Source organism: Paraburkholderia domus (assembly GCF_905220705.1).
GTDB lineage: Bacteria > Pseudomonadota > Gammaproteobacteria > Burkholderiales > Burkholderiaceae > Paraburkholderia > Paraburkholderia domus.
The window spans coordinates 46909-70289 of the sequence record NZ_CAJNAT010000004.1 but is presented as its reverse complement, the minus strand read 5'-3'; the positions used below and the strand labels follow the sequence as shown (position 1 = coordinate 70289).

At 59.9% G+C, this 23381-nt stretch carries 16 protein-coding genes and 1 pseudogene; 14 read left to right on the top strand and 3 right to left on the bottom strand.

What is annotated here, in order from left to right; genetic code table 11:
* Positions 1–9: 9 nt before the first annotated feature.
* Together KHO31_RS10520 and KHO31_RS10515 are read right to left on the bottom strand one after the other, a co-directional pair.
* Complete coding sequence (locus KHO31_RS10520) at positions 10–2295, bottom strand: xanthine dehydrogenase family protein molybdopterin-binding subunit (protein ID WP_211623245.1); 2286 nt, start codon at positions 2293–2295, stop codon at positions 10–12.
* Complete coding sequence (locus KHO31_RS10515; protein WP_201140783.1) at positions 2296–2823, bottom strand: (2Fe-2S)-binding protein; 528 nt, start codon at positions 2821–2823, stop codon at positions 2296–2298. It lies immediately after the preceding gene.
* A gap of 135 nt (positions 2824–2958) precedes the next feature.
* Here KHO31_RS10515 and KHO31_RS10510 point away from each other — a divergent pair, with 135 nt between their 5' ends.
* The gene (locus KHO31_RS10510) at positions 2959–3855 is read left to right on the top strand and encodes a LysR substrate-binding domain-containing protein (protein WP_201108000.1); all 897 of its coding nucleotides are present in this window, start codon (positions 2959–2961) and stop codon (positions 3853–3855) included.
* Here KHO31_RS10510 and KHO31_RS10505 read toward each other — a convergent pair whose 3' ends face one another.
* The gene (locus KHO31_RS10505; protein WP_201085653.1) at positions 3856–4767 is read right to left on the bottom strand and encodes a LysR substrate-binding domain-containing protein; all 912 of its coding nucleotides are present in this window, start codon (positions 4765–4767) and stop codon (positions 3856–3858) included.
* Positions 4768–5009: 242 nt separating this feature from the next.
* Between KHO31_RS10505 and KHO31_RS10500 the strand changes: the two genes are divergently transcribed.
* The 13 genes and pseudogenes from KHO31_RS10500 to KHO31_RS10440 form a co-directional block, all read left to right on the top strand.
* On the top strand, positions 5010–5975 hold the full coding sequence (locus KHO31_RS10500; protein WP_172314971.1) for an amidohydrolase family protein: 966 nt from the start codon (positions 5010–5012) through the stop codon (positions 5973–5975).
* On the top strand, positions 5975–6901 hold the full coding sequence (locus tag KHO31_RS10495; protein WP_211623244.1) for an amidohydrolase family protein: 927 nt from the start codon (positions 5975–5977) through the stop codon (positions 6899–6901). The genes KHO31_RS10500 and KHO31_RS10495 overlap by 1 nt, the downstream gene beginning before the upstream one ends.
* Positions 6902–6995: 94 nt before the next feature.
* Entirely contained in the window at positions 6996–8393 is a 1398-nt protein-coding gene (locus KHO31_RS10490) for a UbiD family decarboxylase (protein ID WP_211623243.1), read from the top strand.
* On the top strand, positions 8390–8998 hold the full coding sequence (locus tag KHO31_RS10485) for a UbiX family flavin prenyltransferase (RefSeq protein ID WP_201074369.1): 609 nt from the start codon (positions 8390–8392) through the stop codon (positions 8996–8998). Before KHO31_RS10490 ends, KHO31_RS10485 begins: the two co-directional genes overlap by 4 nt.
* 49 nt (positions 8999–9047) lie before the next feature.
* On the top strand, positions 9048–10160 hold the full coding sequence (locus KHO31_RS10480) for a CobW family GTP-binding protein (protein ID WP_201074367.1): 1113 nt from the start codon (positions 9048–9050) through the stop codon (positions 10158–10160).
* Between the two features lie 88 nt (positions 10161–10248).
* Complete coding sequence (locus KHO31_RS10475) at positions 10249–11595, top strand: nucleobase:cation symporter-2 family protein (RefSeq protein WP_201085656.1); 1347 nt, start codon at positions 10249–10251, stop codon at positions 11593–11595.
* A gap of 90 nt (positions 11596–11685) precedes the next feature.
* On the top strand, positions 11686–13065 hold the full coding sequence (locus KHO31_RS10470; protein WP_407945932.1) for an amidohydrolase family protein: 1380 nt from the start codon (positions 11686–11688) through the stop codon (positions 13063–13065).
* Positions 13066–13543: 478 nt separating this feature from the next.
* Positions 13544–16204 carry a type VI secretion system Vgr family protein gene (locus KHO31_RS10465; protein ID WP_211623240.1) on the top strand — a complete coding sequence of 887 codons (2661 nt, stop codon included), beginning with the start codon at positions 13544–13546 and terminating at the stop codon, positions 16202–16204.
* A gap of 3 nt (positions 16205–16207) precedes the next feature.
* Positions 16208–18079 (top strand): phospholipase D-like domain-containing protein, encoded by a 1872-nt coding sequence (locus tag KHO31_RS10460; protein WP_321207309.1) that lies wholly within the window; start codon positions 16208–16210, stop codon positions 18077–18079.
* Positions 18080–18082: 3 nt separating this feature from the next.
* Positions 18083–19363: an SEL1-like repeat protein gene (locus tag KHO31_RS10455; protein ID WP_201107996.1), complete on the top strand. Its 1281-nt coding sequence runs from the start codon at positions 18083–18085 to the stop codon at positions 19361–19363.
* A 7-nt stretch (positions 19364–19370) separates the two neighbouring features.
* Positions 19371–20825, top strand: a complete 1455-nt coding sequence (locus KHO31_RS10450; RefSeq protein WP_328822716.1) for a phospholipase D-like domain-containing protein — start codon at positions 19371–19373, stop codon at positions 20823–20825.
* A gap of 3 nt (positions 20826–20828) precedes the next feature.
* A complete protein-coding gene (locus KHO31_RS10445; RefSeq protein ID WP_211623239.1) occupies positions 20829–22124 on the top strand; it encodes an SEL1-like repeat protein in 1296 nt (431 codons plus the stop codon).
* 13 nt (positions 22125–22137) lie between these two features.
* Positions 22138–23184: pseudogene (locus KHO31_RS10440) on the top strand (SEL1-like repeat protein); the annotation flags it as partial.
* Positions 23185–23381: the final 197 nt, after the last annotated feature.

The following is a 23381-nucleotide window of genomic DNA, read 5'->3' as shown; positions in this document are numbered from 1 at the left end:
GCCACCAACTCAGGCCTTCGCCTTCGCATTGACCTTTGCTGGCCCGCCCGCTTGCGCAGCCACCTTCTCGAGATCAAACGGCGTATCGCGCAACCTCCGCCCCGTCAGCTTAAACACCGCATTAGCCACCGCGGGCGCCACTGAAGGACTCGATAACTCTCCAACCCCACCCGGTTTCGCCGGGTCCCCTTGCACGATCTGAATGTCGATCTCCGGCATGTCGCTCATGCGCATCACGCGATACGTATCAAAGTTCTTTTGCTCAACCTGACCGTGGCGAATATCAATGCGATCCGCCGTCGCATGCCCTAACCCCCACATCAGTCCGCCATACAGTTGTTCTTCGACCCCGCCCGGCGATACAGCCAACCCGCAATCGGCCACGCACGTCAGCTTCTCAACGACGACCGCATCGCCCTTCCGAACCACCCGCGCCACCACCGCAACATAGCTGCTATAAGCCTGATTCGTCGCAACGCCCAATGCGGTACCGGCAGGCAACGGCTTACCCCACCCAGCCCGCTCCGCTGCCTCCCGCAACACGGCCTTATGCCGCGGGTCCTTCATATACGCGAGCCGGAAGTCGACCGGATCGCGCTGCGCGGCATGCGCAGTCTCATCCATGAACGACTCCACCGCGAACACGTTCGGGATATAACTCACCGCGCGATACCAACCTGTCGGCACGCCGGTTTCGTGGCGCACCCAACCGATGTCGACATGCGGTGCATCGTAAGCGAACTCGTATTTGCTGATCGCTTCGGTCGTGCTGTAGTCCATCCGGTCCGGACGGTCGAAATAACCCGGTTCCCATTGTTCCGGCGAGGCGGGCATCACGACGCGCAATTGCAACGTGGTGAGATTGCCGTGCGCGTCGAGTGCCGCTTTGGCACGGTGGTAACTCGCCGAGTGGTAGAAGAGCGCACGCATTTCGTCTTCGCGGCTGTTCATCAGCTTGACCGGTTCGCCGGTTTTCAGCGCGAGCCATGTCACTTCGAATAACCAGTACTTCGATTCGCGTGAGCCGAAGCTACCGCCCGAGACGAGTTCATGCAGCACGACGCGCTCAGCAGGAATCCCGCCGACCACCTCCGCCGCTTCCTGCACAGTGGAAGGTACTTGCAAACCGCCCCAGTATTCGATGTGGCCGTCTTTAGCCCACGCAGTGACATTGATCGGCTCCAGAGCATTCTGCGCTTTATACGGCATCGAATACGACGCCTCGACCACACGCGCACCATGCGGCCACGTGGTCTTCGCGTCACCGGTTTGAATCGTCGGCACGACGTGCGCAGCGGGATCGTCGAGCCACGCGGCCTGATGCGCCGCCAGCTTGCTGCTATCGAAGGTTTCGAACGGACTGTCTTCCCACTCGACTTTCAGCGCGGCCTGGCCTTGATGCGCCGACCAATAATCGTCGGCCAGCACGGCAACGCCCGCCTGATTGCCGCCGAGAATGTCGGGACGTCCAGGAATCTGCAACACCTGCCGTACGCCCGGCACCGCCAACGCGGCTTTGGCATCGACGCTACGCACACGCGCATCGATCACCGGTGCGCGCATGACGACTGCGACCAGCATCCCCGGCAATGACACGTCAATGCTGTACGGAAACGCCCCTCTCGCTTTCAGATCGGCGCCGCGTTTTTTCTGCAGCTTGCCGATGTATTTGAACTGCGACGGGTCTTTCAACGCGACGTCTTTCGGCGCGGGCAATTGCACTGCCACGCTCGCCAGCGATCCGTAGTTCGCGCGCTTGCCGCTAGCCTTATCGATAACGAAGCCGTTTTCCGTCGTTAACGCGGATGGCGACACGTTCCACTGTTTCGCGGCGGCTTCGATCAACATGGCACGTGCGGTTGCACCTGCACGCCGCAAGCGATCGTACTCAAGCGATACACTGGTACTGCCGCCTGTCGAGAACACTTTCCACAATGGATGAATGTAGTCCCCGTAGAACGGATTCTCCGGCGTGATCACATCCACGCGAAACGGATCGACATCAAGTTCTTCAGCGACAACCGCAGCCAACGCGGTGCGCGTCCCCGTGCCAGAGTCGTGCTTATGGACCACGAGTTTGATCGTGTCGTCGGGCAGCACGCGCACCCATGCATTCGGTTCGAACTCGCCCGCTTGCGGTTTCGGATCGCCACTTACGTTGGCGTCTTTCGCGACAGCCTCGGGCAGTTGAAAACCGATCGCGAGACCGGAAGCCAACAATGCCGAACTCTGCTTGATGAAACGTCTACGCGCCGCACCGTGTGCGCTGTTCAGCGCTTGCTTATCGTTGCGCATTTACGCCTCCTCTTTCGTGGAGGTGCAAGCGGAGGTGCACAGAGACTCGACCCACGTGACCGACGCAAGCGCCGGATCGCCCGACGCGGCCCGTTTGATCGCCTTGCGAATCCGCGAGTAGGTGCCGCAGCGGCAGATATTGCCCGACATGGCCGTCGCGATGGTTTCATCGTTGACCGTTGGATTGTCTTTCAGAAACGAGGCTGCCTGCATCAACTGACCGGACTGGCAGTAGCCGCACTGCGGCACGTCCTCCGCCACCCACGCGAGCTGCAGCGGATGCGTGCCGTCTTTCGACAAGCCTTCGATCGTCGTGATGTGCTTGCCCGCCACCGCTGCAATCGGCAGCAAACAGGAGCGCACGGCCTCGCCTTCCAGATGCACCGTACACGCGCCGCAAAACCCGCCGCCGCAGCCGAATTTCGTACCCGTCAATTTGAGCCGGTCGCGCAACACCCACAACAGGGGCATGTCTTCCGGTACATTGTCGAGCGAGTGCCGCGTGTCGTTGACCACGATCTCGATCATGCGCTGTCTCCTGAATGGTGTTGTGCAGCGCGGTGCGTGATTCAAAGGGTCCGCGTGCTTGCGGTCATTATTGAAAGCCGTTAAGCACAACGCCAGCGACGATTTCTTCCATCACCCGTAAGTCCGGCTAACACCATGTTGAAGCGCTACCCTTCCATCCAGTCGATGCAGGCCTTTCTGCAAGCGGCGCGCGTCGGCAGCTTTTCGAGCGCGGCGCGCCAGTTGTCACTGACGCATAGCGCGATCAGCCAGCAGATCCGCACGCTCGAAGAATTCGTCGGGCAGCCGTTATTCGTGCGCGAAAGCGGCCGCGTGGTGCTGACCGATGCCGGGGTGCTGTTTGCGAATCAACTAGCGGATGGCTTCGAGCAGATCGATCGCGCGTTGTCGTCGGTGAAAGAGCGCACGGTCAAGCAGTCGATCACGCTCGACGTCGATCCCGAACTCGCGCAGAGCTGGCTGGTGGCGCGCTTGCCGGCGTTGCTCGGTGCGTTGACCGGCACATCGTTGACGGTACTGTCCACGCCGCGCCATGAACGCAACGCGTTCGAGCGCGTGGATATTGCGCTGCGGTATGGGTATGGAGAATGGGAAGGCTTCGAAAACGCGCTGATCTGCGGCGACCGATTGACTGCCGTAGGGTCGCCCGCGCTTCTTGAGGCGCGCGGGCTGAGTCTGCCGCTCACACCTGAACAGGTACTCGATTTACCGTTGCTCGGCTACACGAAACGCTCGTGGATTCCCTGGCTCACCGCGGCAGGCATGCCCGCCATCGAACCGGATGCAGTTGCCGTGTTCGACAACGCCGCCGGATTGATCGCGGCCGCAAGCGCAGGCGTGGGCGCGGGTTTGGCGCGCGGCCTGCTCGCGGCGGACGCGCGGCGCGAGGGGCGTCTGGTCGAACTCACGCAAGTAGAAATTCCGACGCATTACAACCTGTATGCGGTGTGGCCTCGGGAGAAAGCGACGCGCGTGGCTCCGCTGATCGACGTGATTCGCGAACTGGTTGCGCAGACGGTCGGCGCACCTTAGTCAGCGTTCATCGCCCTTCGCGTCCACAGTCACGCTAGCGGCCACTTCGCGCACGGTGTCGAGGAACAGCGAAAGCACGGGCGACGGATCCTCCGCACGATAGCGCGCATGCAGCGACACCTCAGGACGCGGCGCAGCCAGCGGCACGAAGGCGACACCGCCGGTCGTCAATTGCCGCGCCGACGAAGGCAGCAGCGCCACGCCCAAACCTTCACGCACCAGACACAGCAGCGTATGCACCTCGACCACCTCCTGCTCGATCTGCGGTGTAAACCCTGCCTCGACGCAACAGTCCTGCAGAAAGCGCGCAAGCTGCGACTGCTGCAACCCGAACGACACAAAACGCTCCGTCGCCAACTCACGCAACGCAATCTCCTCACGTGCGGCGAGCCGGTGCCCTAACGGCAGCGCCACCACGGCCGATTCGCGCATCACAACTTCACTGCGAATCTCCGGGTCCTCATGCGACACCCGGAAGAAACACACATCCAGCCGACGCTCCTTGAGCGCAAGAATCTGCGCAGCGGGCGTCATCTCATGCAGCGTCCACTGTACTTGCGGATGCTTCTCCGCAAATACCCGCAGTGCGCGCGGAATCGGTTCGACCATCGCCGAGCTAATGATGCCGATCTCGAGACTGCCCACTTCGCCACGACCCGCGCAACGCGTCAGATCGATCGCGCGTTCGAACTGCGCGAAGATCAGCGGCACCTGTTCCTTAAGTGTTTTCCCTGCATCAGTGAGCTCGACACGGTGTTGCGAGCGCATGAACAACGCGGTGCCCATCTCCTCTTCGAGGATGCGAATCTGCTGACTCAGCGGCGGCTGCGAAATGTGCAGCCGTGCGGCTGCCCGGCCGAAATGCAGTTCGTCGGCAAGTACCGCGAAGTAACGCAACAGCCGGATGTCCATATCGCAAACGTATCAAGATCGTGGTTAAAAAATATTGTACAGAGCGTTTTTATCTTGTGAGACTGCATCGCAAGCAGCAGTGCACATCAGTGTGACACTCGATGCCGGCGAGGGGAAGGCGCACAAACACTGCGTCTTGCAAAGGGCCGCATGGGCAAGCCCGTCTGGGCTCCGTTCCATCGATGTGCCTGCCCGCGATCCGGCAACTGGATACACCAGTTCCTCTCAAGGAGATCGAGTACATGATCATCGACACCAGCTGTTATCCGACCAATCTGGTCGACCTCGCCTGGCGCCACGACGGCGAGCCATTTACCGGTGAGCGTCTGATCGCAACGATGGACGGCCCGTACATCATCAACGGCAAGCCGCGCCGCATCGACAAGGCATTCATTCAGCCGCCGCAAGGCAACACCATCTATACGTGGACCGACGGCAATCGTTCGGGGCGCGAATCGATCGACGACTACATGGCGTACACCGTCGAAATGACGCAGAAGTACCCGGACCGTCTGATCGGTTGCTTTGTCTACAACCCGCGTTGCGGTCCGGAGAACGGCGCCGAAGCCATCGAGTTCTATGCGAAAGAACACGGCTTCAAGATGGTGCAGTTGCAGGCCAACATGCATGCGTATCGTCCTGACCGCGCGCTCGACTGGCTGCGCCCTGCATTGCGCAAATGCGCGGACCTCGGTCTGCTCGTGAAGCTGCACACCGGCGATGGCCCGTACAGCATTCCGAGCGAATGGTATCCGCTGATCCGTGAGTTCCCGTCGGTGAATTTCATCATGGCGCACTTCGGTGTGCAGACGGGTGGCGTGTATTGCTTCGAGCCGTATCAGATGGCGCTCGATACACCGAACGTGTATTGCGAATCGAGCTGGTGCCTGCAATCGCGGATCGTCGAATTCGCGAAGGTGCTGCCGACGCACAAGATTCTCTACGGCTCGGACACGCCGCCGAATGAACCCGGCATGTGGCTGCGCCTGCTCGAAGTGTTGTGCCACGAGCCCCCGCAGGGCCTGAATCTCGACGAAGACACGCTCGAGGACTACCTCGGCAACAACCTCGCCCGCATGATCGGCATCGAGCCCACTGCGCGGCCGAAAAGCGTCGAAGAAGCACAAGCCTATCTGAAGCAACACGCCGGCGTCTCACAGAAACATGCCGCGAATGCAACTCAAGCAGCCTACGCAGGAGCCCGCTGATGATCATCGATACCCATCTGCACCCGACCAATCTCGTCGACGAAGCGTGGCGCCACACCGGCGAGCCGTTTACCGGCGAACGCCTGCTGAAGATGATGGATGGCCCGTACATCATCAACGGCAAACCGCGCCGTATCGACATGGGCTTCATTCAGCCGCCGCCGGGCAACACCGGCTATCGCGACGGCAATCGCCGCGGCCGTGAAGGCATTCGCGATTACATGGCGTATATCGCCGAGCTGACGCAAAAGTACCCGGATCGTTTTATCGGCAACTTCACGTACAACCCGCGTTGGGGTCCGGAGAACGGCGCAGCCGAACTCGAATTCCACGTGAAGGAGTACGGCTTCAAGATGCTCAAGCTGCACGCGAACATGCACGGCTATCGTCCGGATCGCGCGCTCGACTGGCTCCGTCCGGCGATGAAGAAGTGTGCGGAACTCGGCGTGGTGGTGCTGATTCACACCGGCGACGGACCGTACACGATTCCGACGCAGTTCTATCCGATCATCCGCGAATTTCCGATGGTGAATTTCATCATCGGTCACTTCGGGATTCAAACGGGTGGTAACTACTCGTTCGAATCGTTCTGGATGGCGATGGATACGCCGAACGTGTATTGCGAATCGGGCTGGTGCTATCAGTCGCGCATTGTCGAATTCGCTCGCGAACTGCCACGCAACAAGATCGTGTTCGGCACCGATTCGCCGCCGAACGAACCGGGCATGTGGCTCCGCGAACTCGAAATGCTGTGCGGTCCGGCACCGCAAGGCATGGATCTGGATGAAGACGGTCTCGAAGACTATATGGGCAACAACATCGCCCGTCTGGTCGGCATCAAGCCGACCAAGCCGCCGAAAGATCTGGCCGAAGCGGAAAAGCGTTTGAAGGCGACTTACGTGAATGACGTAACGCAGCCTGCTTAACGCGTTTAGCGCTTGCTGTAGGGCAGGTGCGGTTCACATCGCATCTGCTTCTCCCGACAGTCCGCTTTCGTTTTCGCTTTCGACGGAGTTCACCATGGCGGATAACCTCTTCCGCGCCACGCAGGATTTTCACCGCTTCACTCAGGCGTATCGCGAGCAGTTTCCCGATGATGTATTGACCATCAAGCAGCCCGTCGCGGCGGATCAGGACGTCACCGCTCTAGTGGCCGAATTGGCAGCGCGCGGACGGCATGAAATGTTGATCTGCGAGAAGGTCGACGGCATTGCGACACCGCTGGTGACCAATTTTTTTGCTTCACGTACACGTATTGGCCGCTTGTTCGACGTCGACGCGTCAGGCTTATTCGACGCTTACCAGCAACGTGCGAACGCCCCGATCGCGCCGGTTTTTGCTCCGACCGGCCCTGTCCTCGACCAGGTAATCGAAGGCGACGCCGTCGATCTCGCGCAACTGCCGATGATTCGCCACTTCGATACCGATCGAGGTCCGTACATCACCAACGCGGTGATCGTTGCCGAAGATCCGGTGACCGGCGTCGCGAATCTCAGCTATCACCGTTCGATGCGGCATGCCCGCAACGCGCTGGCAACCAGCCTGCATTCGCGCGGCCACCTCTGGCGCATGCTGCAAACTGCTCAAGCACGCGGCGATACGTTGAAAGTCGCAATGGTGGTCGGTGCGCATCCGTTGTTCATGCTGGCCGCCGCGGCGCGAGTGCCCTTCGGTACAGATGAGCGCGCAATTGCAGGCGGATTGTTTGGTGCACCGCTGGAACTGGTGCGTACGCCGCGTTACGGCATCGGCGTTCCCGCTTCCGCTGAGTTCGTGCTCGAAGGCACGATCGATCCGGACGCCCGCGCAGAAGAGGGTCCGTTCGGCGAATTCACCGGCTATTCATCGGACCGCTCCACCAACAACGTGCTGCGCATCGACACGATGATGCGGCGTAAAGATGCGTGGCTCGTCGATGTCGTCGGCGGCCCGTACGCCGAGCATCTGACACTGGCCCGCTTACCGCGCGAAGCGGAAATGAGCGAGAAGCTGAAGGCGCGCTTTCCTTCCGTCACCGCGCTGCACTATCCGAACTCGGGCACGCATTTTCACTGTTATGTCGCGTTGAACCAGACGCGCGACGGCGAAGCACGCCAGATCATGCTCGCCTTGCTCGGCTGGGACCCCTATCTGAAGAATGTGGTGGCGGTGGATAGCGATATCGACATCACCAACGATTCGCAAGTGCTGTGGGCTATCGCCACGCATTTTCAGCCCCATCAGGACGTGTTCATCGTCGATGGCCTGCCGGGCAGTCCGCTCGATCCGTCATCGTCTGCTGCGGGTACGACGTCGCGCATGGGCATCGACGCGACGCGTGGCTCTCACTTTGACGGCATTCGCGCGAAGATCAGCGATCGGGCTGCGCAGCAAGCGGTTGAGATCCTGGCTCGCGCCGCAACCGGAGCCCAGTCATGACCCCGCGGCGACTCGTAGTCGGCATCAGCGGTGCATCCGGTTTCACGTACGGCGTGCGCCTGCTGCAACTGCTGCGTCAACTCGATATCGAAACGCATCTGACCGTCTCGCGCAGCGCGCTGCTGACGATGACGCATGAAACCGCCTACAAGTTCGCCGAAGTCAGCGCCCTCGCCAGCTTCACCTATCGTTGCGACGACATGGCCGCGGCCATTTCCAGCGGCTCGTTCCGCTCGCTGGGCATGATCGTCGCGCCCTGTTCGATGAAGACGCTTGCCGAAGTTGCCAGTGGCATGTCGTCGAGCCTGATTTCGCGCGCCGCCGACGTCACGTTGAAAGAGCGCCGCCCTTTGGTGCTGCTGGCGCGTGAAACCCCCTACACGCTGGCGCATCTGCGCAACATGATCGCCGTCACGGAAATGGGCGCGATTGTCGCCCCACCTGTCCCGGCGTTTTACGCGCGCCCTGTTTCGCTCGACCAGATGATCGACCACACCTTAGGTCGAGTGCTCGATCTGTTCGGTCTCGAAGCGGGCACCGTCAAACGCTGGAGAGAGCAAGAGATAGAAGCCAATGTAGAAGCGCAAGCACCGCATATCGCCTGAAAGCCGAACCGCACGAACCGCATCACGAACGAAGAAACGGAGACGAGTCATGAATCACATTCACACCACCCACAACGAAATCGAGAAAATCCCCGTCACGGTGCTCACTGGCTTTCTCGGCGCCGGCAAGACGACGCTGCTCAATTACATCCTGCGCGAGAAACATGGCCGCAAGATCGCGGTGATCGAGAACGAGTTCGGCGAAATCGGCATCGACGGTGGCCTCGTGCTCGAATCGACCGAAGAGATCTACGAGATGACGAACGGTTGCGTGTGCTGCGTCGGCGCAGTACGCGAAGATCTGGTGCGGATCGTGCGCATGCTGGTGGAGAGGCCGGACCGGCTCGATCACATCATCGTCGAAACGAGTGGGCTCGCCGATCCGTATCCGGTCGCGCAGACTTTCTTCCTCGACGATCCGATCGCGAAACAGGTGACGTTGGATGCGGTCGTCACGATGGTGGATGCGAAGCATATCGCCGCGCACCTGGACGATCTGGTGCTCGACGGCAGCGACAACCAGGCGGTCGATCAGATCGTCTGCGCGGACCGTATCGTGATCAACAAGGTCGATCTGGTGACGGCAGAAGAAATCGCTTCACTGACACAGCGTATCCGCGGCTTGAATGCCACCGCCGAAATCGTCGAATCGAGCTATGCACAGATTGACCTGGACAGGATTCTCGGCGTCGGTGCAAATGAGTTCTCACAGATTCTCGTGGAGACGGACGGCTTGCATGAAGAAGCGCACACCCACGCGCAAGAACACGAGCATCACCACGACGAACATGATACGCACCACGATCATGAACACGCCCTTCATGATGAAGACCACGCTGACCACCAGCACGACGAAAGCGTGTCTTCGGTCGGGATCGAAGTCGATGCGGACATCGATCTCGACGCGCTGCAAGCATGGCTCACCGAACTGCGTGAAGCCGATGCCGCCAACCTGTTCCGCATGAAAGGCATTCTCGCCGTGCAAGGCCAGTCGCACCGCTACGTGCTGCAAGGCGTGCACAACGTCATCGAACTGCGCGCGGCGCAAGTGTGGGGCACTGAACCGCGCTCATGCCGCATCGTTTTCATCGGACGCGATCTCGATCGCGCCGCGCTGACCGACCGCTTCCATGCCTGTCTTGCCGTGCCGGTTGCGGCCTGACGGGAGATCCGGTCGGCGCGTGAAGTGATGCTGCACGGCCGGGCCGTGCGGCGCGTTCCGATCGACAACGATATTCTGGAGACACGTCATGAACACCGCCATACATCCCGTCGATCGGATTCTGCCGAAGCGCCAGATGATCACGCTCGGTCTGCAGCACATGCTAGTGGCTTATATCGGCGCAATCGCAGTTCCACTGATCGTCGCGTCAGCACTGAAGATGTCGCCGGCCGACACTACCGTGCTAATCAGCACCGCCCTGTTTTGCTCGGGCATTTCGACGATCTTGCAGACCGTCGGCTGCTGGAAGTTCGGCGTGCGTCTGCCGATTCTGCAAGGTGTCGCATTCAGCAGCGTCGGGCCGGTGATCGCGATCGGCTTGAGCCCAGGCGTCGGGTTTGCCGGCGTGTGTGGCGCGGTGATTGGCGCGGGTCTCTTCACGATGTTCGCCGCGCCTCTGGTCGGACGTTTACGACGATTCTTCCCACCTGTGGTGACCGGCTGCATCGTGACCGTGATTGGTTTGCAACTGTTCCCCGTCGCGTATCAATGGGCCGGTGGCGGTGAGGCCGCCCAACAGCAGTTCGGTGCGTTGCCCTTCCTGAGCGTCACGCTGTTCGTCGCGCTGGTGATTCTCGCGATCAACCGCTTTGCCGGTCCGTTCCTGCGCAATCTCTCCGTGCTGATCGGTTTGATCGCTGGCGGCATTCTCGCCTGCTCGCTCGGCATGGGCAACTTCACGAGCGTAAGCGCCGCGCCGTGGTTCACGCTGCCGATGCCGTTTCACTTCGGCACGCCCGTGTTTTCAGTGGTGCCCGTTCTGACGATGATCGTTGTGATGGTGGTGCAGATGGTCGAATCGATGGGACTGTTCGTCGCCATTGGTGGCATCGTCGACAAGGACGTGAGCGAGGAAGACGTAGTGCGCGGCATGCGTGCGAATGGTCTTGCGAGTGCGATAGCCGGCATGTTCGCGGCGTTCCCGTTCATCGCCTTCATGGAGAACGTCGGCCTTGTGATCCTGACTGGCGTGCGCAGCCGCTGGGTGGTGGCGATCAGCGGCTTGCTGATGTGCGTGGTGGCGTTGGTGCCGAAGATTGGCGCAGTGGTTGCATCGACGCCCTCTGCGGCGCTCGGCGGCGCAGGCATCGCGATGTTCGGCGTGGTGGTTGCAGCCGGTATTCAAACATTGGCGAAGGTGGACTTCGAGCGCAATCGGTACAACGTGCTGATCGTGGGCTTCACGATCGCCACCGCGCTGATTCCGGTGATGGCGCCGCAAGTCTTCAAGCATATGCCCGACTGGACGCAGCCGTTCCTGCATAGCGGCGTCGTGCTGGCGTGTCTGGTGTCGGTCGTGCTGAACGCGGTGTTGAACGGCGCGCATGAAGAAAAGAAAGAGATTGTCGAGACGCACAACCTGGTGCGTGAATAAGCGAGCCAGGCAGTAAGACGAGCGCGGCCGGCGCGTTTCTCCAGACCGACGGCCGCTTCGCAGTAACCGAAAGGACATTGAATCGTGAGCATGCAAACTGAAGCGTTGCTGATCAAGAACCCTGTCGCGGTGATGAGCGGCCGAAGTGGTGACAATGCGCGCCTGGGTCAGGTCGATCTGCGGATTCGCAACGGCCGTATCGAGACCATCGCCCCTAACCTCGAACCGCGCGCCGATGAACGCGTGATCGACGCGCGTTCATGCGTCGTTTATCCGGGCTGGGTGAACACGCACCATCATCTGTTCCAGAACCTGCTGAAGGCGGTGCCGTCCGGCATAAACTCGGATTTGCAGGAATGGCTGGCTGCCGTGCCCTATCCGCGTCTGGCGCGCTTTACGCCGGACCTGGCACGTGTCGCTGCACGCCTGGGGCTCGCCGAACTGCTGCTCTCCGGTGTGACGACCTGTGCCGATCATCACTATCTCTATCACGCGGAGGGCACCACCGAAACTGGCGATCTGCTATTCGACGAAGCGGCTTCGTTCGGCATGCGCTTCGTGCTGTGCCGTGGCGGCGCGTTGCAGACAGCGGGCGATCACCCGGGGTTTTCCAAAGTCGCTTTGAAGCCCGAGACGCTCGATCAGATGCTCGCGGATGTCGAACGCCTGAAGTCGCGCTATCACGATGCGGGCGACGCTTCGATGCGTCGCGTCGTCGTTGCCCCCACTACGCCGACGTTTTCTCTGCCGCCGGAACTGCTGCCTGAAGTCGCACGCGCGGCGCGGCGCATGGGCTTAAGGCTGCATACGCATCTTTCCGAAACGACCCGCTACGTCGACTTCTGCAAGGAGCGCTTCAACAAACTGCCGGTAGAGTTCGTTGCCGATCACGAATGGCTCGGGCCCGACGTCTGGTTCGCCCACCTCGTGCATCTGCAACCGAGCGAAATCGCGATGCTTGCGGAAACCGGCAGCGGTTGCTCACACTGCCCGGTGAGCAACGCGCGCCTCGGCAGTGGCATTGCCCCTGCCCCGCAGATGGCAGCGGCGGGCGTGCCGATGTCGCTGGCCGTGGACGGCGTCGCCTCGAACGAATCCGGCAGCATGACCAATGAAGCGCACTTCGCGTGGTTAGTGCATCGCGCGGCGCAAGGCGCATCGGCCACCACGGTCGAAGAAATCATTCATTGGGGCAGCGCGGGCGGCGCGGGCGTGCTCGGCCTGGATGCGGTCGGCACCCTCGAAGTCGGCAAGGCGGCCGATTTCGTGCTGTACGACGTCAGCGATCTGCGCTTCAACGGGTTCCATGATGTGGCGGTGGCACCGGTGACAGCGGGCGAGCCGGCGCGTGTTCGCTACAACGTGGTGAATGGCCGCGTAGTGGTAGACAACGGCGTGATTCCGGGCCTCGATCTCGAACAGCTTCGTTATGAAGCAGCCGAGGGCGTGAAGTTGCTGCTTGCTGACTAAACCACCGATACACACTGGAAGGACACGCCGCGCGCGTGTCGACCACCACGCCGCGCGGAACTTTGCCATCCGGTGACGCATCACGACGAATCTGCTGCGACAGAACCACACCGTCAAAGTCGGCCGAGAAAGCCGGGGCGTCGAAACGAACGCCAACGATGCCTACCTCCCTGAACGCCTTGTCTGGCGAAATAATTAAAGATCCTTATGGTTCATGGGACGGCACCTAGTTCGTGCGATCAATTTTGGCAAATCTTTACAATTCGTATGATGAATGCGGTGTAGCCTCGTAAAAGACGCCATGTCGGGTCACGACGATACCGACAAGCTGGGGAATGTCCTCGCCAGTTTGGTCCTGGGTCACTCTGTGGCCCGACCTTGTCATTTGCGATGACGTTTTCTGGCCGGTGTCCGGTTGCGCTGTCTTTGACTTTTGTGTCTTTGCGGCGCGTCACACCTGTTCAGAAAGAATGCATTCATGAAATCGATTGTTCTGCCATCCCAGGCATACGAGGTCAAACTTGCGCCGCATCCGGCACCGTTCTCGGTGCTGAAGTTCGAAGGTGGCGAAGGCGTCAGCCGTCTGTACGCTTACGACATCGAGTTCACAAGCGCCGTCGCCGGCATGCCGATGGACCAGGTGCTGGGGCGGCCCGCGAAGTTCGTGATCGACCCCATCGATCCGAACGCCGCCTATCTGCTCAGGATGTTTGGCGAGAACGCGTCGAAGTTCAGTGAGATGCCGCCTGCGCGAACCGTCCACGGTATCGTGACGCAGTTCGACCAGATGGATACGTCCGCGGATGAGACGCGCTACAGGTTGCTTATCGAGCCACGTATCGCTGATCTTGCCCGCACGGTGACCAGCCGCCTTTTCCAGAAACAGTCAGCGCAGGAAATTATCACTGATACGTTGCGCCACTACGGGTATCGCGTAGGCGTCGACTTCAGGTTCCACCTGCGGGCGCAGTACAAACGTCACGAATACCTCACCCAGTACCACGAAACCACGTTCGCCTTCATCCAGCGCATTGCGGCCGACGAAGGCATCTGGTTCCGCTTTGAACAGGCGAAGGACCATGAAGTCATCGTCTTCGGCGATGACCTTGATGCGTATGCGCGTAATCAGCGCATCGTGCCGTTCCGGCGCCACTCGGGACTGGCCAACGCCGGAGCCGAGTCCGTCAGGTCGATCGGGCGCCGCATGCGGCGCGTGCCTGAAGCGATCCGGCTGAACGACTACAACCACCGTCAGGCCGGGGTGTCGCTGCTCGTCGAGCAGAACGCGGCGCGTGGCGACCGGACCACGAACGCAGTCGACTACCGCTGGGGCGAGCATTACGAGACGCCTCAGGAGGGAAAGCGCATTGCGCAACGGCGTCACGAGGCCCACCTGGCGCAGCAGATTACCTTCGAAGGCAACGGCAATGTGTTTGCGCTCGAGGCCGGTGAGGTACTGAACCTTGACCAGCAGCTCTCCGATGCGCCACATGGTTTGTTCATCGTCGCTGTCTCATCCAGTGGTGGCCGCAAGCAGGCGTATTCGAATACGTTTACGGCGATCCCGTCCGACCGGGTCTGGCGTACGCCGGTCATTCCGGCCGCGCGACCGGTCATCAATGGCATCCTGCCGGCACGCATCACATCGCCCGGGGACTACAGGCGAGCCTATCTGACGGAGGAAGGCTGGTATGTGATCCGGCTGCCGTTCGACCTCGATACGTGGAGTCCGGGTGGCACGAGCCGGCCCGTGCGGCTTGCGAAGCCGTACAGCGGTGGCAACTACGGTCATCACTTTCCGCTGATTGACGGCGCGGAGGTGGCGGTCATTCACACCGACGGGGATCCGGATCGACCCGTGATTATCGGGGCGATGCACGACAGCCTGCATCCGGATCTGGTCAACAACCTGAACCACACCCGCAACCGTATCCGTACCGCCGCGCAGAACGAGATGCGCATGGAGGACAGGGAAGGCCATGAGCACATCCATCTGACCACGCCGTTCCAGACCAGTGAGCTGAATCTTGGGCACATGGTCGACGGCGACCGCAGGGAGCGAGGACAAGGCGCGGAACTGCGCACCGACGAACACGTTGCCATCCGGGGCGCGAAGGGCGTATTCATTTCCGCCGACGCCCAGTACGCGGCGCAGGGCAAACAGCTCGATATGCAGGCGGCCGTACAGGCGCTGGAACAGGCGATGCAGCAGATGCGCACGTTGGGCGATGCGACAGAATGCGCGCGGGCACTCGCAGCCGATGTAGCCGGGCAGCAGGCGCTGCTGGACAACACGCTCAAGGGGTTGAAGCGTGCGGGCGTGCTGGTAAGCGCTCCGAAAGGTATCGGCCTGGTCTCCGGCAATGATCTTCAACTGGCTGCGCGAAAGAGCCTGTTCTTTACCGCCGGTGGCAGCATGGACGTCAGTGTCCTGAAGAACTTTACGGTCGCGGCCGGTGAAGCAGTATCGCTCTTTGCGCAGAAGCTCGGCATGAAGTTATTTGCCGCGAAGGGCAAAGTGGAGATCCAGGCGCAGGGCGACGAGATGGCGCTGGCGGCACTCAAGGACGTCACGATCACCAGCACTGAGGGCCGGCTGGTACTGACCGCGAAAGACGAGGTCTGGATTGGCGCGGGCGGGTCGTACATCCGGATCAACGCCAATTGCATCGAGAGCGGCACGCCCGGCGACATTCTGGAAAAGTGCGCGTTCTGGGGCAGGGAGGGGGTGGCCAGCGAAGAGCCCAGCAGTACGCTGCTGAACAGTCTGCCGGCGCAGCGCCTGATGCTGGAGACGGCGGCTTCGCCCTCCGCGATGGGGTCCATGCTGACGGGAATGCCGTTCAGACTTTTCGCGGACGGCGCGCTGGTGAAGCAAGGCGTCATCGACGAGACAGGCCAGATTCCGGTCGACCACCATGTCACCACCCAAAAATACGAGCTGGAGTTGGCAAGCGGCGTCGTGCACACAATTCCCATTGCCGAGGCATATCGAGGCGACGCGGCGAACGGCGACCTTGCGAATCAGGGCTTCCATTTCCACGAAAGCCTGCCGTCCGATGACATTAATGCGCCGGGAGACCGCGCATTGAACCGCCAGCGCTACAACGCCCTGCTCAAAAATGAACCGGAAGAATAAATCGTGAGCAAGCCTGCCAGTATCAATACACCAATCGCACTCGATGAGACCACGTCTGCAATGCTGTGTACGCCGTGGTTCGTGCAGCTCACAGAATATCCTCCAATGTCTGCCTCGTACCGTCCGTTGGTCAACGGCAAGGAAGCATTCGGCGCGATCTATGACGCCATCCTGGCAGCGAGGCATACGGTCGACATTATCTGCTGGGGCTTCCAGCCATCAATGTATTTCAAGCGGGACGGGGGAGACTCTCTTTGCATCGGCGATCTGCTTATCAAGAAGGGACTGGACGGCGTGAAAATCCGCCTGCTGTGCTGGGCAGATTCATTCGCTGTCGGGCAATTTATCGAAAACGAAAATCCAGGGTACGACCTGCTGCGAAGTGTCTCTACCCAAAACGAGAACAACACTCAGCGCGAATACGACCGCGTCTGGTATTACCGCGCCCGTATTGCGGCATCGCCGGAGCAACGGGACCTCGCTGACAGTCTAAAGGCTCGCCCAGAAGCTGGTTCGCCGGATGCCCCTTCGCGGCCTTTGCCGGGCGTACGGCCTCTCGTGAACATCGAGTTGGTTACGCGGGATTTTTCGTTGATGGACCGTGTGGAGATCATGTTCCGCGAGTCCTTGCATCGCGCGGACAAGGGGCTGAGTGAAATGGCCGTGACAGTCGGTTTTGGCGGGGGACCGTCGCACCACCAGAAGATGGTGATGGTTGACTATGAGGCACCCGAACAGGCGATCGGTTTCGTAATGGGGCATAACACGCTTGACGCTTACTGGGACGATGATGGGCATCGCTATGCGAAGATGAATGCGCGTTTCGGACGCAACGGACAAACGCCACGGCAAGACATCTCGAGCGTTGTCACAGGGCCCATCCTGGAATGTCTGAACGCGAACTTCTGCCGCGCTTGGCAACGTCACGCAAAAGTTGATCTGCTGACGAAGCGCAAGCCGTTGGCGGGCCGGTTGAGAGTGCGTCGCGACATGGGTACGGCCGTCATGGCGCAGATCACGCGTACACAGTCACAGGAAGGGAAGCAGGATATTAAGGCGCTCTATCTCCAAACGGTGCGTAACGCGACGAAGTTCATCTATATCGAGAACCAGTATTTCCGATGGGACCCGCTCGCTGAACAGATCAAGGCGGCAGCCGCGAAGCAGGTAGCGTGGGGACGCGATCAGGGCAAGGATGGACCGATCTACCTGTTCGTCGTGACCAATTCGAGTGACGACGGAATGGGTGTTGGCACTGACAGCACCTACAAGATGCTGGACAGTCTTGGGCAGGCAAACCTGATGTCTGGCCTCGCGAAGCAAGTGCAGGATGCTCAGCAAGCGCATGACGTCATAGGCGCGGTAAATGAGGTCGCGCTTGCCCGCATGAGTCTCGGCGTGGGCGCGCAGGTACGTCAACGGTCCGCGCAAAAAAAACTTGACGAGGCCCGACAGAATCGCGGGAAGCCGCTCGCGCCGAAGAACATCCCAGGCCTGAATATCCATATCTGCACGCTCGTGGCACCGGATTCGCCAGCAAACGACTGGATGCCCATCTACATACACAGCAAGATCATGATTATCGACGACGTGTTCCTGACCCATGGCTCAGCGAATATTAATACGCGGAGCATGGAGGTAGATAGCGAACTGAATATCTGCCACGAGCACATGGGCGTGACGCAGCCGTTGCGGAGACGGTTGTGGGCAATGCACACCGGAGGTGAGGGTGCACAGGATGAACCGAAGGAGGCATTTGAACGGTGGGGGAAGATCATCGATCGAAATGGAATGCGTCTGAAAAGTGGGCTGGCGCCTGTTGCCTCACTCATCGGCTTTTCGCGTACTTCGACGACGCGCAGCAAGATGGACTGACCGATGAACAAAGCTGCGCTGATAATTTGCCTTGCACCGCTGTTATATGCCTGTTCGAACAAGGAGAACTCGTTGCCGTCGCCCATCGAAATGTCTGCCGTACGTGCTCGACTGGCTTTCACATGCACCCACGAAGTCGATCATCTACCCTCCCTCGATCCGATAGCCGACCAGATATTCAAATATGGTCGCCATCTGGAAAAGAAGAATGGGCCGAAAGACTCTAACGATATTGCCCGCTACTACCGCATCGCGGCCGCCTACGGACACTACAAGGCCAACAACAACCTGCAAGGGCTCCTGACTGATGGTTCAGCTTCTTCACCTGACGCGGCAGGGGAAGCCATCGATCTGGCCGGGCAGTTGATCAAGGAGGGCGTACCAGGGGGCTACTATGATATGGGCCACTATCTCGAAGATGGGTATGGGGTGGACCAGGACGCGGACATGGCCCGCCGCCATTTCCGCAAGGCAGCCGATTTGGGCAGCCCCGAGGCACAGTATTACGTTGGTTATCTTCTTCTACCAAGTGACAAAGCTCCCGACATTGCCAGGCAGATGATTCAATGTGCGATCGATCAGGGCTACGGAAAAGCGGCGAGTACGCTAGGTATGGATCGCCAAGATCACAATCTCTTTCCCGAGGCTGTCGAGGCATTCCAGAAGGGTGTGGAAGCGGGAGATTCGCAATCAGCATCTCTTCTAGAGGACGGCTTCAAGGCACCGCCGCCGACGCAGATAGTGAACTACATGGCACTACCCGCTGACCCTGAGCGTTCGCGACGCTACCGATTAATCTGGGAGTTCCTGACTGACAACGACGGTCGCAACCCGAAGGTGCCGGATATCGACCAGATCGTTCCGCTGCCGCCGACCAAACTGCCACCGTGGGACGGGACGTTCCAATGGCAGAAGGAGCAGGATGCAGCAGTTCCACCGCAGAAACCGTCTGACCAACTGATCGAGCGTCTTGCCAAGGCTAAAAATCTCGATCCTGCCACCGGCCTGCCGCTGTCGGCCAGCAAGACATCACAGATCGAACGGCCGCCACTCGGCACCGCCGCAAAAACAGGCGAGAGGTGCCCGCAAGATGGCGTCTGGCGTGTGTCGTACCTGCCGCGCACAGCACCTAATGCCGTGCTGCGTCTCTGCAAGGGTGACATCATGCCGCCGCTTGTGATGAATAGCCCGCGTATGGTGCCCGGCCTCGACAGCCTCTTGGGGATGCGCCAGCACAGATCAGAGGTCGAATGGAAACTCATTTCGTACGACGATCAGGCATAACCATGCGTTGCGGCACTGGCGTGACCCGGCGTTCGACAATATTGAATTCGCGACGCGCGATTTCAGTCTGGAGGAGCACGCAGAAATCGCCTGGCGCACCGCGTTCGACAGTGACTATGCCGGGCGTGGTATGGGTGTGAAGGCGAAGAATAGCCTGGCGATGGGAGGCGCACCCTCGCATCATCAGAAAATGGTGCTGATCGACTACGAGTATCCCGAGCTGGCCACCGGCTTTGTGATGGGACACAACACGCTCGACGAATACTGGGACACCAGCAGCCATGGCAACCTGCGGATGCATCCGCAGATGGGGCGCAACGGATTTCGCCCGCGGCAGGACATCTCCGCCCGGGTGACGGGGCCGATCCTGATCGACCTGAACCGCAATTTCTGTCAGGCGTGGGATAAGGCAACGGGACAGCAACTCGGAAAGCAGCGCGCATCGGCGAAGGAACCGGTCATGCGCTGTGGCAAGGATGACGTACCGGTGATGGCGCAGATCCTGCGAACCCAGTCACAGGCGGGAAAGCATGGTGTTAAGGATATCGAATCGCTTTACCTTCAGGCGGTCAACAATACCAGCAATTTCATATACATCGAGAATCAGTATTTCCGCTTTCCGCCGCTGGCGGACAAGCTGACAAATCTGGTGAAAGCCTATCAGCAGGGAGGGCGCAAGACGTCGCTGTATCTGTTTGTCGTGACGAACTCGAGCGATGACGGGATTGGCCTGGGTACGGTCAGCACGTATCAGATGCTCAATGCGCTGGGGCGCGCGGACGTCCTGCCGGGTGTCGCGAAGCTTGAGCGTGCCGACGATCTGGGCAGGCAGTATGACGCGGCGCTCAAGGTGAAGAAGGCGGCTGACCAGGCGCTCGGGAATGCCATGCAGATGAAGGTCGATCCATTCTCCGGCTCGGCACAGTATGCGGTGAACAACATGGCGGCCTGTCAGCAGGAATCCGCTGCGGCTGCCCAGCGGGTGAGCGAATTGAAATCGCAACTGGAGAAGGCGAAGACGGAAGACCCGCAGAAACTGAACATTCCGGGGCTCAATGTGCATATCTGCACCCTCGTTCCGCCCGATACGCCGAAGGGAATGCAGTGGGACGAGGTGTATATCCATTCCAAGCTGATGATCGTTGACGATGTTTTTGTGACGCACGGTTCGGCCAACATCAATCTGCGCAGCATGGAGGTGGATAGTGAGTTGAATATCTGCCACGAGTCCATGCGCGTGACGCAGCCGCTGCGGGAGAAGCTGTGGGGGATTCATACGAAGGGGATGGGGGTGGGGGAGAAGGGTTTGAATGGGAGGTTGGATGCTGGCGGTGTATTCAAGAGCTGGGAGTACTTTTTGGGCAAAAATAAAGGACTGAAAGGAAGCAGTGGAAATCCGTCTCCATACGTATCATTAGTTGAATTTTATAGAGATGACCCAAGTCGATCCAGCTGGGACTAGGAAATGAGAGTTGCCGCGTTACTGTTGTTAACGATCACAAGTTTGGCCGCCTGTTCGAAGGAGAATGACTTGCCTGGTTTACCTGACATTGCCAGCGTTCGCGCCAATCTGGCGTTCACCTGCACCCACGAAGCTGATCGTCTACCCGCGCTTGATCCGGACGCAGATGCCTTGTTCCGTTACAGCCGGTATCTGCAGACGCGGGATGGTCCGAAGAACTTCGACGAGATGGCGCGTTACTATCGTATCGCAGCGGCACATGGCCATTACAAGGCGAACCATAACGTGCAGCAACTGGTGTCGCATGGCATGGCAAGTTCACCGGATGCCGCACGGGAGGCTGTTGAATGGGCGACCCAACTGGTCAATGAGGGGATACCGACGGGTTACTACGATATTGGTTACTACCTGAATTCCGGATACGGCCTGAAGCAGAACAGCGAGATGGCGTTGAAGTACATCCGCAAGGCGGCGGATCTGGGCAACGCGGAGGCGCAGTACTACGTTGCCGACCTATTGGCTCCCCATGATCGAGCGCCGGACGTTGCAAAGCAGATGCGGCAATGTGCTGCCGATCAGGGACACGCGCGGGCAGCCTTGGCGTTGGGCGTAAATCGCCAAAATAATGGGAAATACCATGATGCTGTCGTGGCATATCAAAGGGGTGTGGCCGCAGGAGAGAGCATCTCGGCTCTGATTCTTCAGAGATCATTCCTGGCACCACCCGCCACGGACGAAGGCTCCTACCTTGATCTGCCCAAGGATCAAGAACGCTCGCGCCGCTACAAATTGATAGGAAATTTCCTTGACCGCAACCAGCTGAGCAACCCTACTGTTCCGGATATCGACAGGATCGTTCCGCTGCCACCGGCTCAACTACCGGCATGGGACGGCACGTTCGAATGGGAAAAGAAACAGGCCGAGATTCCGCCGAAGCCATCGGACGAACTGATCAACCGCCTGGCGCAGGAAAAGAATCTGGACCCGGCGACCGGCCTGCCGCTATCGGCTACAGCAAGCCAGACCTCCCAGGCGGGTAAGCCTGCGAAGCTGGCGCGCGTACCGCTGGGCACGAAGGTGCGGGCCGGTGCGCGATGTCCGGAAAGCGGCGTGTGGTGCACACAGATTCTGGCAGAGCTACGCGGCGAGACGACACAGTACTTCCGTAAGGGCGAAACGTTGCCGATGCTGGACGTGTACAGGCCACGCATATTCGTGTGGCTCGACGACGTACTGGGGAAACGTCGCTACACCACGGACGTAGTCTGGACACTGACCGTTTACAACGATAAGGCGTAACGCTGGTAGTCCGATGAGATATCCCGTACTGGTTTCACTATTCGTTTTGCTGGCGAGCGGCTGTTCGAACCGGGGTGACGCGCTACCTTGGGATGCGGCATTGGGGAACATACGCGCCAATCTGGCGTTCACCTGCGCCCACGAAGCTGATCGTCTACCCGCGCTCGATCCGGGCGCGGATGCCTTGTTCCGTTACGGCCGGTATCTGCAGACGCGGGATGGTCCGAAGAACTTCGACGAGATGGCGCGTTACTACCGCATCGCAGCGGCGCACGGCCATTACAAGGCGAACCATAACGTGCAGCAACTGGTGTCGCAGGGCATGGCAAGTTCGCCGGACGCCGCACGCGAGGCCGTTGAATGGGCGACCCAACTGGTCAATCAGGGGATTCCGACGGGTTACTACGATATTGGTTACTACCTGAATTCCGGATACGGCCTGAAGCAGAACACGGAGATGGCGCAGAAGTACATCCGCAAGGCCGCGGATCTGGGGAATGCGGACGCACAGTACTACGTTGCCGACTTATTGGCTCCCCATGATCGAGCGCCGGACGTTGCAAGACAGATGCGGCAATGTGCTGCCGATCAAGGGCATGGGCGGGCAGCTTATGAACTGGGAGTAAATCGTCAAAATAATGGGAAATACCATGATGCTCTCGTGGCATATCAGAAAGGCGTGGCTGCTGGAAGTAGCGTATCGGCACTGAATCTTGAGGAATCGTTTCTCGCGCCACCCGCTACTGAGGAGCTCTATTTTCTTGATCTTTCCAAGGATCAAGAACGCTCGCGCCGCTACAAACTGATAGGAAATTTCCTTGACCGCAACCAGCTGAGCAACCCTACTGTTCCGGATATCGACAGGATCGTTCCGCTGCCACCGGCTCAACTACCGGCATGGGACGGCACGTTCGAATGGGAAAAGAAACAGGCCGAGATTCCGCCGAAGCCATCGGACAAACTGATCAACCGCCTGGCGAAGGAAAAGAATCTGGACCCGGCGACCGGCCTGCCGCTACCGGTTGCAGCAAGCCAGACCTCCCAGGCGGGCGAGCCTGCGAAGCTGACGTGAATCACGCCCCGTGCGCAACGGCGAATCACCGAACGCAATTGCGCGGTCGCATCGGATTCGACGAACACCGTGCGCATCTTTACGTTGCAGCTCATCTGCAGGCGTCGAACGTAAACGGCCTGACTGTGCCGCTCGACGGTGGCATCATGACGACGGGCGTACCGGCGATCCAGGAGGACAGCGCT

Excerpts from the sequence above, each read along its gene's own strand:
- KHO31_RS10520 (WP_211623245.1), bottom strand. The coding sequence starts at position 2,295 with ATGCGCAACGATAAGCAAGCGCTGAACAGCGCACACGGTGCGGCGCGT.
- KHO31_RS10515 (WP_201140783.1), bottom strand. The coding sequence starts at position 2,823 with ATGATCGAGATCGTGGTCAACGACACGCGGCACTCGCTCGACAATGTA.
- KHO31_RS10510 (WP_201108000.1), top strand. The coding sequence starts at position 2,959 with ATGTTGAAGCGCTACCCTTCCATCCAGTCGATGCAGGCCTTTCTGCAA.
- KHO31_RS10505 (WP_201085653.1), bottom strand. The coding sequence starts at position 4,767 with ATGGACATCCGGCTGTTGCGTTACTTCGCGGTACTTGCCGACGAACTG.
- KHO31_RS10500 (WP_172314971.1), top strand. The coding sequence starts at position 5,010 with ATGATCATCGACACCAGCTGTTATCCGACCAATCTGGTCGACCTCGCC.
- KHO31_RS10495 (WP_211623244.1), top strand. The coding sequence starts at position 5,975 with ATGATCATCGATACCCATCTGCACCCGACCAATCTCGTCGACGAAGCG.
- KHO31_RS10490 (WP_211623243.1), top strand. The coding sequence starts at position 6,996 with ATGGCGGATAACCTCTTCCGCGCCACGCAGGATTTTCACCGCTTCACT.
- KHO31_RS10485 (WP_201074369.1), top strand. The coding sequence starts at position 8,390 with ATGACCCCGCGGCGACTCGTAGTCGGCATCAGCGGTGCATCCGGTTTC.
- KHO31_RS10480 (WP_201074367.1), top strand. The coding sequence starts at position 9,048 with ATGAATCACATTCACACCACCCACAACGAAATCGAGAAAATCCCCGTC.
- KHO31_RS10475 (WP_201085656.1), top strand. The coding sequence starts at position 10,249 with ATGAACACCGCCATACATCCCGTCGATCGGATTCTGCCGAAGCGCCAG.
- KHO31_RS10470 (WP_407945932.1), top strand. The coding sequence starts at position 11,686 with ATGCAAACTGAAGCGTTGCTGATCAAGAACCCTGTCGCGGTGATGAGC.
- KHO31_RS10465 (WP_211623240.1), top strand. The coding sequence starts at position 13,544 with ATGAAATCGATTGTTCTGCCATCCCAGGCATACGAGGTCAAACTTGCG.
- KHO31_RS10455 (WP_201107996.1), top strand. The coding sequence starts at position 18,083 with ATGAACAAAGCTGCGCTGATAATTTGCCTTGCACCGCTGTTATATGCC.
- KHO31_RS10445 (WP_211623239.1), top strand. The coding sequence starts at position 20,829 with ATGAGAGTTGCCGCGTTACTGTTGTTAACGATCACAAGTTTGGCCGCC.